At 67.0% G+C, this 13,568-nt stretch carries 5 protein-coding genes; all 5 read left to right on the top strand.

Features of this window, described 5'->3' with window-relative positions; translation table 11 throughout:
• The first annotated feature begins 22 nt into the window (after positions 1-22).
• Complete coding sequence (locus ACWNC0_RS03200; protein ID WP_449469856.1) at positions 23-3,091, top strand: CHAT domain-containing protein; 3,069 nt, start codon at positions 23-25, stop codon at positions 3,089-3,091.
• Between the two features lie 5 nt (positions 3,092-3,096).
• Complete coding sequence (locus ACWNC0_RS03195; RefSeq protein WP_449469543.1) at positions 3,097-5,139, top strand: CHASE2 domain-containing protein; 2,043 nt, start codon at positions 3,097-3,099, stop codon at positions 5,137-5,139.
• A complete protein-coding gene (locus ACWNC0_RS03190) occupies positions 5,126-5,842 on the top strand; it encodes a hypothetical protein (protein ID WP_449469542.1) in 717 nt (238 codons plus the stop codon). Before ACWNC0_RS03195 ends, ACWNC0_RS03190 begins: the two co-directional genes overlap by 14 nt.
• Before the next feature lie 144 nt (positions 5,843-5,986).
• Entirely contained in the window at positions 5,987-7,744 is a 1,758-nt protein-coding gene (locus tag ACWNC0_RS03185; protein WP_449469540.1) for a ShlB/FhaC/HecB family hemolysin secretion/activation protein, read from the top strand.
• Positions 7,744-13,527 (top strand): beta strand repeat-containing protein, encoded by a 5,784-nt coding sequence (locus ACWNC0_RS03180; RefSeq protein WP_449469538.1) that lies wholly within the window; start codon positions 7,744-7,746, stop codon positions 13,525-13,527. Before ACWNC0_RS03185 ends, ACWNC0_RS03180 begins: the two co-directional genes overlap by 1 nt.
• Positions 13,528-13,568: the final 41 nt, after the last annotated feature.

The following is a 13,568-nucleotide window of genomic DNA, read 5'->3' as shown; positions in this document are numbered from 1 at the left end:
GATCTTGGCCGGGCTGGGCGCTTTGGGCCTGTCATCTGCGCTGGCCGCGCAACCGGAGCTTGACCGGCCGCTGTTGCAGGACAGCTTTCGCATCGGCAGTGGTGGCGGAGCGCTCTGTCAGGCGCAGAGCGTCAACGGCGACCCGGCAAGCCGCACCATGTTCGATCGCGCCTGGGCCGTTGTATGTCGTGACGCCGCGCGTCCGGTAGGCCGCATCTATGCGCTCCGGCGGAGCGGGGCCGATAGCGAAGCGGCGCTGCTTGAAAGACTGTCGGCATCGCGACGATCTTCCGTGAACTGCGGCGCGCCGGGCGGCATGACCTTGCCCGATATTGGCGCGGTAACAGTCCGCAATTGCTCCAGCGAAGCGGGCGCTTACCGCATCCTGTCCGTCGAACGGGGCAAGACGCTTTATGTAACGCAGGGCTTCGCGCCCTATGACACGGTCCTGGACCTTGGCCTGCGCACCGTCACGTTGGGCCGCACCGTGCCGGGCAAGATAGACATCGTTACGACCGGTGGCAGCAATGCGGCGGCCTTTGCCCGGATGCAGGCGGCGACCCTCGATCCGCAGACCGTGATGGCGGAGGGCTATCGTCGCAACGCTTCCGGCAACTATGCGGAGGCTGCGGAATTTTTCGACAGCCTGACCGATCGCCTTGCCCGTAATCCCGATACGCAAGCCTTAAGCCCCGCGGAACGGGCCAACCGACAACACGAATATCTCGTGAACCACGGTTTGCAATTGTCCAACCTTGGCCTGTTCGATCAGGCCGATGCCGCTTTTGCCCAGGCTCGCGCCGTGCCGACGGCCGACGCTGTCCAGCTCCGCCTGCGCCGTAATTTCGAAGCGGTGCATCACCTAAATCAGCGCGATCTTCAAGGCGCGCTCGCCTTGCTCGACCAGCCAGTGGAAGGCGGGACGGCGCTTGCCGCTGGCACGGATGGCGCAGTGACCTTGCCGAGCGACGTGGCGGCGGAATTGAGCAGTGGCGCGCCTGAAACGCGGGCACTGGGTGTACGACAGGATACGGCGCTTACGCCGCGTGAGCGGGCGGCCATACTCGATGCGCAAGCACAGCAATTGCGCGGCACCATCTTGCGCCTGTCGGGCAAGCCTCGGGAGGCGCGCACCGTGCTCACCCGGGCGCTCAACGACGTGCAGCGGGTGCGCGATGGCCGTGTGACCTCGATCACCCGGCTGCGCGCGCAACTGCTGGGCGAGATCGCGCTGACGCACGAAGCGGAGCAGGATTATGGCGGTGCCGAGGCGCGGCTCAATCAGGCCGTCAGCCTGATCGCCGCGCAATATCCCGAAACGATGGCCCTCAACGGCGCGCGTGCTCGTTTGGGCGCGTTCCTCGTGCGGCGCGGGCGGACTGATGAGGCGTTGAAGACCTATCGCGCGATCATGACGTCCACCGTGGCCAATCGCGGCACGCTGACGGCGATGGCGAACCAGTTGCAGCCCTATTTCACGCTGCTCACGTCCGAAATGCCCCGGCGCCCCGAACTTGCGGCGGACCTGTTCGAAGCGTCGCAATTGCTGGTGCGTCCCGGTGCGGCCGAGACGCTGGAATTGCTGAGCCGCGAATTGTCGGCGGGCGACGGAGAGGCCGCGCGCCTGTTCCGCCAGTCGACATCCCTCTCGCGCGATATAGAGCGCGGCCTCATCGCCCTCGCCCAATTGCGTGAAGCGGGCAGGGATGACAGCGCGACCCAGGATGAGATCGCGCGGCGGCAGGCGGAGATCGACGCGCTGGCGACCGATCAGGCCGCGACGCTGACGGCACTGGCCGCCTACCCCCAATATCGCGCCGTCAGCCCGCAAGCGCTGACCCTTGGCGAAATGCGCGGTACGTTGAAAGCGGGGGAGGGCTATTACAAGCTCGCGCAGCTTGGCGATGCCCTTTACGCCCTGTGGATAGACGGGCAGGGGGCAACGGGCTTCCGCTTGCCTGTCAACGCTGGCGAGGTGGCGCGCAAGGTCGCGGCGTTGCGCGACACGATTTCGATTGATGTCGCAGGCGTGCAATCCACCTATGCGCTCGACCTGCCGGTGGCTCGCAGCCTCTATCTCGACCTGTTCGGCCCGATCGATGAGCGGCTGAAGGCCGCGCGCCATCTGATCTTCGAGCCGGACGGCGCGATGCTGCAACTGCCGGTCAACCTGCTGGTCGCCAGTCAACCTGGCGTCGATGCCTATGCCGCGCGGCTGGAGAGGGGCGGCGACGAGTTCGACTTTCGTGGCGTTGATTGGCTCGGCCGCGATCATGCGGTGAGCACCGCCTTGTCGGCCCGCGCTTTCCGCGACGCCCGGCTGACGCCGCCCTCGGGCGCACCGCAAAGCTATATCGGCTTTGGCGACAATGCGCCGATCGCCGGGCCAAGGCTGGCCGCGCTGACGCGTGGCGCGCTGCCCGGTCAGGCTGACGATTGCAGCTGGTCGCCTGCCCAATGGAACCACCCCATTCCGGCGGCCGAGTTGCGTCAGGCGGCGCAGGCGGTTGGAACATCGGGCAGCGAACTCGTAACCGGCGCGGCCTTCACCGATGAGGCGGTCAAGGCGCGCAATGACCTCAACCATTTCCGTATCCTGCATTTCGCGACCCACGGCCTTGTCACGCCGCCGCGCGCGGGATGCCCGGCCCGTCCTGCCTTGCTGACCAGTTTCGCGTCAAAGACCGGGTCGGATGGCCTGCTGCAATTTGGCGAAATCTTCGACCTGCGGCTGGATGCGGACCTTGTCATATTGTCGGCCTGCGACACGGCAGGGGCGGCGGGGGCCGAAACGACCCGCGCGGCCGGGCTTTCCGGCAGGGGCGGAGCGCTCGACGGACTGGTGCGCGCCTTCATCGGTGCGGGCGGCCGTTCCATCATCGCGAGCCATTGGCCCGCTCCCGAAGAATATCGCGCGACCGAAAGACTGATGGCCGGGCTGTTCGCGGCTGCTCCCGACCAACCAGTGGCTGAGGCGCTGCGTCTGGCTCAGATTCAGCTGATGGACGACGCGGACACCTCGCATCCCTTCTACTGGTCCGGCTTTGCCGTCATAGGCGATGGCGCCCGTCCGTTGATCGCCCGGCGCTGATCCCGATGGTGGCGCAAGGCCTGTTGCGCCGGGGCGGGCGCGTCATGCAGGACGCGGGGCGATGGCGGCTTGCCGGGACGGCGCTGTTATTGCTGCTGGCGTTGTTCGTCGCGGGGTGGAACTGGACCAAGCCATTGGGCGCCGCCGGTTCAGAGCGGGAGATACCGACCGCCGACGCGGAGCGTGGCCTGTATGATTGGCGCGCGGCCACTTTCGCGCCCCGTGTCGAGCAGGACAAGCGCATCCTGATGGTCGTCTATGACGATCAGACATTGATCGCCACGCGCAAACGCTCACCACTGGACCGCGGTCTTTTGGCGCGGGCGCTGCGCAATCTGGACGCGATGGGCGCAACCTCCATCGGCATCGATATATTGTTCGATCAGCCGCAGGATGAAGACGCGCAGCTATTGTCGGCGCTGCATGCGATGCGCTCGCCGGTCTGGCTCGGCTATGCCAATTTCGGCGATAACCGCGAACAGATCATCTTCGAACAGCAGCAATATCTGGACCGGTTCATCGCTGAGGCGCGGACCTCCAGGGTCAGGCCCGCGAGCATCCGGTTGGAAACGGATTCCGACAATGTCGCGCGCAGCTGGCCAAAGCCAGTGCCGGGCCAGCCACCGCTGCTGTCGCTGGCGATGCACCCGTCGGCACCCTTTGCGCATTATGGCGGCGCTATCCGTTTTCGCATGCCGAACGCCCAGGCGGACGGATCGGAAGAACCCGTGATTCCGAGCCTTCAGATCGACTTGCTCGCCGATCCCTCCATGGCCGCTGCTCTCGCGCCGATGGTGCGCGGTCGGCATGTGCTGATCGGCGGCGACATCGTCGATATCGATCAGTTCGAAACACCGCTGTCCGGACGGCAGGCGAAGTCCACGATGATCGGGCTGGAAGTTCATGCGACCATGCTGGCGCAGTTGCTTGATCGCGCTCTGTTGCCTGCGGTGCCAGGCTGGGTAATGTGGATCGCGGCGGCGCTGATCATACTGGCCGCAGCGCTCACTAGCCTCGCGGATTTGCGTTGGTTCTGGCTGGTGCCCGCACTTGGACTTCAGGCCGTGGCCATAGCGGGCTTGCCGCTTTGGTTGCAGGCGAGCGGCTGGGATACCAAGGAGCTGCCCGCCGCCGGGTGGGCGCTGGGCTGGGTCGTCACCTTTGCGGCCGTCAGCGCCGCAGCAAGGGCGGTGAATTCGCAACAGCGCCGTTTCGCGCAAGCGGCGCTGGGCAAATATCTGCCCCGCGACATCGCCGCGCAGATTCTGGCGGAACCCGAGAAGTTGGCGCTGCACGGCGAAAAGCGGCCCATCTTCACCCTCTTCACCGATCTGGAGGGCTTCACCAAACTCAGCCACGCGATCGCGCCGGAAATGGTGGCGCAGTTGCTGAACCGCTATCTCGACATGTTAAGCGACGTCGTCCTGGCGCATGGCGGGACCATCGACAAATTCGTCGGCGATGCGGTCGTCGCATTCTGGGGCGCGCCGATCGCGCGAGAGGATGACGGGCGCAACGCCGCACTCGCCGCCTATGCCATGTGGCAGGCGGGGGAGGAATTCCGCCGAGACCTGCCGCCCGGCGTCCCGCCGATCGGTCGGACGCGGGTGGGGCTGCACCATGGTGATGCAATCGTCGGGAATTTCGGCGGCGAAGGGCGCATCCAATATACGGCTCTGGGCGACAGCATGAACACGGCGGCGCGGCTTGAAGCGGCGAACAAGGCGCTGGAAACGTCAGTGCTGGTTTCGCGAGAAGCAATGGAGCGGTCGGGCCTCGACTGGTGGCGGCCAATGGGCCGGGTCCGCCTTCGCGGTCGGTCGACGCCCGTCGACCTGTTTGAACCAGCGCCGGATTTCGTGACCGCCGATCGCGCTCGACTGAGCGCCGCGCTTGCCGCCTTCGACACCGAAGATGCGGAGAAGCGGGCGACAGGGCTGGCCGATCTCAAGGCAGTGGCGCAGGAGCATCCGGATGATGCGGCTCTCGCCAATCTGGTGTATCGCTATGAATATATTGGGGACGGAGGAACTTATGGTCTGGGCTAAGGGGGCGGTGGCGCTCGGGATAGCGGTGGCCGTGGGCGCTGGGACGCCTGCATGGGCCGACAGCCTGGTGGTGCGGTCTTCGGGACCCTCGGCGGGCAGCTATGCGCCGGGCAAGAAGCTCGCGGATGGCGGCGCACTGCTGCTCAAGGCGGGGGATGTTGTGACGTTGCTCGATGCGAAGGGCACGCGGACGCTGCGCGGGCCGGGTCGTTTCAACGTGACGGCGGCGGCGACAGTGGCGGCTTCCAATGTGACCATGGCGGCGCTGCTTGATACGAAAAGGGTTCGCCGGGCACGCACCGGGGCCGTGCGCGGTGCCTTGGGGGATGCGTCAGCGGTAGCGAAGCGGCCCAATCTGTGGCTGGTCGATGTTGCGCAGCCGGGGCCGCTATGCGTGTCCGATCCCGCCGCCGTGCGTCTGTGGCGTGCCGATGCCAAAAAGTCGGCAACCGTCCGCATCAGCGGCGGTGGCGCGCAGGGTACGGCCAGCTTCGCCGCTGGGGAGGCGATGGCGGCATGGCCCGCAGCGCTCCCCGTCAAGGATGGCGCAACCTATCGGGTGGATGCCGATGGGCCTTCCACCGACATTCGCTTCGCACTGCTGGGGGCGCCCGCTGGCGGGATCGGCAGCACGGCATCCGCGCTGATCGCGCATGGATGCCAGGCGCAGCTTGATCTGTTGATCGATACGGCGGCACGCTAGGGACTTGATAAGCCGACGGGCGGCGGGCAGAGCGCTTTCACCCGGACGGTCGCAGCGACAGGGACGACAGGCCATATGGCCGCTCCCGTCGCACTTTGGGGGAATGAGACGGCTATGGGGTTTCAGGGGGCAGCAACATCCCGCATGACGGGGCGTGCGCAATGGCGGATGGCGTTGGCACTGACCGCCTTGGCGCCAATGCCCGCCATGGCGCAGGTCGCGCCGCGCGCACCGACGCGGGAGGAACTGTCCCCGGGGCAGCAGGCCGCCGACGTCGCGGGCGAAGGAAGCCGTCTGACCGTCGAGGGCGGCGTCGAGCGCGCGCCTTGCCCCCTGGCCGATCCGCGCTTTGCCAATGTCACCGTGAACTTTGCCGATGTGCAGTTTGACGGCCTTCGCGGCGTGGACGCGGCCATCCTGAAGGACAGCTGGGGCGATCTGGCCGGGCGGGATGTGCCGATCGCCAGCCTGTGCGAAGTCCGCGACCGGGCCGCGACGGCGCTGCGGCAGCTGGGCTATCTGGCGGCGGTGCAGGTCCCGCCGCAACGCATCGAGAAAGGCGGCACCGTCCGTTTCGACATATTGATGGCGCGGCTGGTCGCTATCGAGGTGCGGGGCGATGCGGGCCGGAGCGAACGGCTGATTGCCGCGCATATGGAAGCGCTCAAGGGGCAACCGCTGTTCAATGTGCATGAGGCGGAACGGCACCTGCTGCTGGCGCGCGATCTGCCGGGCTATGACGTGCGGCTGGCGTTGCGGCCCGCCGGGACGGCGCCGGGCGAGGTCATCGGCGAAGTGCAGGTGGTGCGCCGCCGGGTGGAGATGGACGTCAATGTCCAGAACCTTGGCAGCAACGCGGTGGGCCGCTTCGGCGGCCTCGCGCGGGTGCGCTTCAACGATCTGACCGGGATGGGGGACAGCACGGTCCTCAGCATCTTCAACACCGTGCAACCGAGCGAGCAGACGGTATTGCAGGTCGGGCACAGCATGGCGCTGGGGAGCGACGGGCTGCGGCTGTCCGGCGACTTCACCTATGCCTGGAGCAAGCCCGATATCGACGGGCTGGACCTGTCGTCCAAAACGATGATCGCTTCGGCCGCGCTGTCCTATCCCCTGGTGCGGCGACAGGTGCACACGCTGTTGGCGAGCGGCGGACTGGACGTGGTCGATCAGGACCTTCGCATCGGCTCTCTGCCCTTGTCGCGTGACCGGCTGCGCGTGCTGTTTCTTCGGCTGGAGGGAGAGGCGATTGATGCCGACAGCCTGGGCAGTACGACCGGCTATTCGGCGAACGAACCCAAATGGCGGATCGGCGGTAATCTGGAGCTGCGCCACGGACTCGCCGGATTGGGGGCGAGTGAGCCTTGCGGTAATCAGGCGGCCTGCATTCCGACGGGGCAGTTGGACGGAGATGCCTCCGCTTTTCTGGTGAGGGCAGGGGTGCAGGCGGAATATCGCCCCACCCCGAAGCTGACCTTCGCGCTGTCGCCCCGCGCGCAATATAGCCCGGACCCGCTGCTGTCCTATGAACAGATGAGCGCGGGCAATTATACGGTCGGGCGCGGCTATGATCCGGGCACGCTGACGGGGGACAGCGGCGTCGGGTTCGGGGCGGAGGTTCGCTATGGGCGGATCACCCCGAAGGGGCCGGGCGCGATCGCGGTGCAGCCTTTCCTTTTCTTCGACGCGGCGTGGATGTGGCACCAAAGCAGCGTCTTTGCCGGGCTTGATCCGCAGAAACTCTATTCGGCCGGTGGCGGGGTGCGAGCGACCTGGTCCAATCATGCGCGGATCGACGTGACGCTGGCAACGCCGCTGCGGCGCGCGGGGTTGCAGACGGAGCGGGGCGACACGCGGTTGCTGTTGTCGGTTAGCACTCGAATTCTGCCGTGGAGGCGTTAATGTCGGCAAAGCGTAGCAAATCCTGGCTTTTGACCCTGTTGGGCCGCTCCAGCGCCGTAGCGCTCGCGGTTGGCTGCGGCGCTGGCGTGGCGCAGGTCAACAAGGCTTTTCAGGGCAGCTATTCGGTACAATCAGGCGATGCCTTTGTTTCGCAAGGATCGTCCGCCGGGACCGACACCATCTCGTTGAATTCGTCTGAGGCGATCATCGACTGGACGCCTGACGATACGAGCGGCACTGGCCCGATCGACTTCCTGCCCCAGAATAACACTGTCGTCTTCAGTGGTTTCAGTGACTTCACCGTCTTGAACCGAATCCTGCCCGTCAATGGCAGCGGGGTGTCGGTTTCGCGAGTGATCGAGCTTAACGGCACGGTGCAGAGCCAGATCAACGGCAGCACGGGCGGCAAGGTATGGTTCTACGCGCCGGGCGGTATCGTGGCTGGCCCTAACGCCTCGTTCAATGTCGGATCGCTGGTGCTGACCAGCAATGACATCGACACGACCGGCGGGCTCTACGGGAGCGGGGGCGAGATCCGTTTTCGCGGTCTCAGCAACGTCCTGACATCGGTCGAAGTAAAACCGGGCGCGCAGATCAACGCGCTGGCGAGCGGCAGCTATGTCGCGCTGGTGGCGCCGCGCGTGGTGCAGGGCGGCACGGTGACCGTCAATGGCGCGGCTGCCTATGTCGGTGCGGAGGCTGCGGATATCAGGATCAACGGTGGCCTGTTCGACATCAGCATCAGCGCGGGCACGACCGACGCCAATGGCGTGGTGCATACGGGCAGCACGGAGCGGCCGGGCGCGACGGTCACCGATGCGCAACATGTCTTCATGGTTGCGATGCCGAAGAATCAGGCGTTGACCATGCTCTTGTCGGGCAATGTCGGCTATGACGCAGCGGCAAGCGCGGTGCAGTCGGACAGCGCGGTAGTGCTGTCGGCTGGCTATGACGTAGCGGGCGGGGTAATCGGGCCGCGCAATATGACGGGCGCGGGCGAGGCGAGCATCAGCATCGGCGGCGGGACCTGGCAACCGGATGTTACGGGGCAGGCGACCGGCAATATCGCCATTCAGCCAAGCGCTGCCGCGAACTTCGCGAACCTCAACCTGACGGCGGAGCGGGCGATCACGCTGCAATCGGGAACTGCGGGAGCCATAGCGGCAACCGGCACCATGGACCTGAAGGCGGGTGAGGCGATCACCGTGCGCGCCGATCAGGGCGGCAGCATCAGCGTTGGCGGCGACATGAACTTGACCGCCGGGCTTGGTGGCGCGGGCGGGACGATCGACGTCCTGACCTTTGGCGGCAGCGCCTTGCCAGCGGGCAATGGGCAGATCGACGTCACCGGGGCGATGCAGCTGGATGCCAACGCCTATGGCTTGGGAGGCATTAACTTTCCGGTACTGGCTGGAGGCGACGCCACGGGTGGTGCGATCAACGTCATCGCGGCAGGCGGTTCGATCAGCGCGGCTAGCCTGTCCGCTTATGCCAATGCGACGGCGGGGGCCGGCAGCGACAGTGCAGGCAATGCGACGGGCGGAGCCATCACCGTATCGGCACGAACCGCCGCAGGACCGAGCGGGCCGCTGGCGGGGGCGATCGATTTTGGCACCATGACGTTGAGTGCGACCGCCGGGGTCGAATATAGCTATTCCTCCCCACCTGTCACAGGCGGTAACGCGACAGCCGGGACGATCGACGTCTCTGCGGCGGGTGGCGGCATCACGACCGGCTATTTCGACATATATGCCAGCGCGACCGGCGGCGATGCCAGCGGGGTGGCGGGGACCGGCACGGGGGGCAGCATTACGCTGTCGGCTAGTGCAGCGAACGGACTGCGCGGCGATTTTGCCGCCGATTGCACCTTCTATTGCAACGTCACCGCCGATGGCCGGGGCGGCTATGGCGCGAACGGGGCAAACGGCACGGGCGGGTCGATCCTGATCCATGCGACCGACGCGAGCTTTGTGGCGGATGGCAGTCTGTATTTGCAGGCGAAAGGCGTTGGCGGCGGCACGGAATATTCCGATGGCGTAGCGGGCCGAGGCGGCGACGGGTTGGGCGGTAGCATAGCGGTGGAGAGCCGGGCCGGTGTAGCGGGGGACGCGGTGATGCGTTTCGGCACCCTCTATGCTTCGGCAGACGGTGCTTCGACGGAAGGATCGTTCGGCTTGATGGCCGAGTCGAGTTTCGGCGGCTCTACGTTCAGTTCGGGAGGTTCGGCCTTTAACGAGGGCGATGGCGGGAACGGCACTGGCGGCTCGGTGAATTTCCTGGTCGCGGGCGGCAGTTTCGACGCGACTAGCCTTTATGCGGGCGCCAATGGACAGGGCGGATCTTCCTCCGTCAATTGCCCGTCATGCGGTGACGGCGTCACGCCGTTTCAGGCGGGTAGCGGGCAGGGCGGATCGGTCCAGTTCCTGATGACCGGCGGCACCGCCAACATCGCCAATCTGGAACTGGGCGCGGGCGGCATCGGCGGCGAAGCGGTCGCGGCGAATGCCAGCGATGAAGTGACCAGCCTGGCCGGTACGGGCACTGGAGGCACGGCGATATTGGAATCGCGCAGCGGCGTGCTGAATGCGGACAGCATTTTGGTTGAGGCCAATGGCGCGGGCGGCGGCCCCGACCCCTATTATTCCTTCTATTCCAATAACGGACCCAATGGCGCGGACGGCGGCGCGGGCATCGGCGGCACGGCCCGGTTGCTGATGGGCGCGGGCGGCACTGGCCAGATCGTCGTGACCGGAGAGCTGGGCATCCGGGCACAGGGCCATGGCGGCGCTGGTGGTCAAGCAGGATCGGGTTCGCCCGGCGGCCTGTTTACAGCAGGCGTGGGCGGCAATGGCACTGGCGGCACGGCGGAACTGACGCTGGCGAGCGGAGCGCTGACCGCGCCATCGCTGATGGTGTCGGGGGAAGGCATTGGCGGTGCAGGGGGCGACAATAGTAGCGACCTGGCGGGCGGTGCGGCGGGCAACGGCACGGGCGGCACGGCGCGCGTCGCTTATCTGAGCGAAGGCCATATGATCGGCGCGTTGACCGTGTCGGCGGAAGGCAAGGGCGGCCAGGCGGGGATCAACCGCTACATCAGCGGCTTTGATCAAGTCACAGGCGACCCGATCTATGCCTTTGGCCCCGGTCAGGGCGGTGCGGGTGGCACCGGGACGGGCGGCACGGCGGACATGCTGATCGATGTCGATCCCAGCTTTGCCAGCCTGATCGTCAGCGCCGACGGTACCGGCAGCGCGGGCGCGGATAGCGCCAGCAGTGGCGCGGGCGGGACCGGAACGGGCGGCATCGCGGCGCTCAACATCGGTTTTGGCGCGACCAGCGTCAGCGGCGAGTTGCGCGTTTCGGCTTCCGGCTTTGGCGGTGATGGCGGCATGGCGTTCAGCGGAGCGGCGGGCCGGGGCGGCGATGCCTTTGGCGGCACGGCGACGCTGGCGCTGACCGGGGCATCAACCTCTCTCGACGCGGGCGACATCGGCGTGCTGGCCGAAGCGTTTGGCGGCGCGGGCGGCGTTGGCGCGTTTCAGAGCGGGCTGGGCCTTGCGGGCGCGGATGGCGGTGACGCACAGGGCGGGACTGCGCTGTTCGCGGTGGATGCCGGGGCGAGCGCGGTCACTGGCGCGGAACTGATGTTGAGCGGCAATGCGATTGGCGGTGCGGGTTCGGCCGGGATCGACGGACTTGCCGGTGGCGCAGGCGGTTCGGGCGGCAATGCGGCGGGCGGGTCGGCCACATTGCGGATCGACGGCGGAAAATTGCGTGTAAGCAACAGCTTTTCGACGCTGCCCGCCTACAGCATCACGGCGGTTGGTCAGGGCGGCGCGGGCGCCAATGGCGGCGTCGCGAGCGACCCGGCGCTGGCCGATGGCGCGGGCGGCAACGGTGGAGCGGGCGCGGGCGGTGTCGCCTCCTTCGCAGCGAGCGATGGCGATTTCCTGCTGGGGCCGCTTTCCATCGTCGCGGACGGCGCGGCGGGGCTGGCTGGCGTGGGCGGGATCGACGGCCTGACGAGTGGCGGGACGGCCTCCCTCACCAACGGCGGCGGTGTCGCGCTGGGCGCGGGTGTGCAGCGGCAGCTGGCTTCACTGGCGATGACCGCCAATGGCGATGCGGGCGGCCGGATCAGCTTTACCGACAGCAGCAGTGCGGCAGGCGGCGGCCTGCGCGTGGCCGGGCCGATGACTTTGCATGCGGCGGGCAAGGTAGTGCCGGGCTTCACCGGCATCAGCTTTGCCGCGTCGGGCAATGTGGTGCAGGTCGATGGCGCCGCCGATTTCCAGACGGAAGCGCCGCTGTCCTTTGCCTTCAACGGCGGCGGCGCGCTGGCGGTGACGGGCGCGCTAACCGGCTATTCGGGGACGAGCATCGCGTTCAGCCATGCCGGAAGGGCGGCAGGCACGGACAGCCTGTCGGCGGCCAGCATCGCCCTCGACACGCCGGGCGGCATCAGCGCGTCGGGCGCATCGCTGCGTTCGGCGGGATTGCTAACGATGAACGGATCGGGGATCAGCGCGCAGGCTCTGGCTTCGGGTGGAGCTGCGGCGTTGGATGCCGGTGCTGGCGACTTGGTGGTGAACGACCTGCTGGCGCAGGGTGCGATCAATGCGCTGGGGCGGAATATCAGCCTGGGGTCGAGCGGTGGGATGACGATCGCCAATGCCGTGGCGAGTGGCGATGTGCTGCTGAATGCCGCCGGACTGGTGGCGGTGAACGGCCAGGTCAGCGGGCAGGCGGTGACGATCGGTTCCGGCGACATCGCGATTTTAGCCAATGGGCAAGTGAGCGCGGTGGGACTGTTGCGCTTCGATGCCTCGGGTGCGCAGGCGTTCATCGGCGGTGGCGATGCGACGGCGGGCTACAGCCTGTCGGCGGCGGAGTTGGGCCGTGTATCGGCAGGCGGCATTGCGATCGCGGGCGCGGGGGATGTGGCCGTGCGCGACCTGACGATCGGGACCAATGTGCTTCCGGGCGGCGGCGTGATGAGCATTGGCGCGGCCGGGCTGTTGCGTGTGCAGGGCGCGGTGGCGATGACCGGGCGAACGGGCGATGGCGGGCTGACGCTGACGGCCGGAGACGCGCTGGAGGTAATCGCGGGGCTTGGGTCCGTCGCGATCAGTGACGGCAATGGCGGACTGGGCGGTGTGCTGACGCTTGACGCGCCGTCCATCTATGTCGCTACGGCGGAGGCGATTGCCGATGTCCGGGCGGCGGATTCGCTGACGGCGCGGGATTTGCGGCTGGCGCAGAATGATGGGCTGGCGCTGGACGCCGGGATGTTGCAGGCGGGGACGATCCGTCTGGCCGCGACCGACGGCATCTTCATCCAGAATAGCGGGCTGTCGACCAGCTTTGCCGACCGGCGCGGCTTTACCGCCAACAGCCTGATCATCAGCAGTGGGAACGGAAGTCCCCAGATCGCGATAAACGGGCGGCTGGCGCTGGCTGGCGGGGGCTTTGCGACCGGGCTCGACACGATCCCGCTGGTGGCGATCGATGGAGGCTATGCTGCCGGATCGAAGGTCAACGGCTGCTTCATCTTCGGGTCTTGCACGGCGTTGAGCTTCGACAGCCGGGACACGTTCGATGGCTTGCTCGATCCCACGGTGGCGGTGTCGCGCATCTTCCCGACGGCGTTCATCGCGTTGCGGGATGTCGTGACGGAGGGCTTTCCTCCGCTGATCGACGAGCCGGTGACCGGCGCGGGCAACGAGGATCTGTGGGAAGCGCCATGCGGCGGACCGGGGGAACCGGCCTGCGATGCCCAATAAGCGGAAAGATCAAGAGAAACGGGATTGAAAGGGTGGCGCGG

Source organism: Sphingobium chungangianum (genome assembly GCF_977014255.1).
Note: the sequence above shows the minus strand (reverse complement) of the source record. Positions and strands in the feature narration are given on the sequence as shown.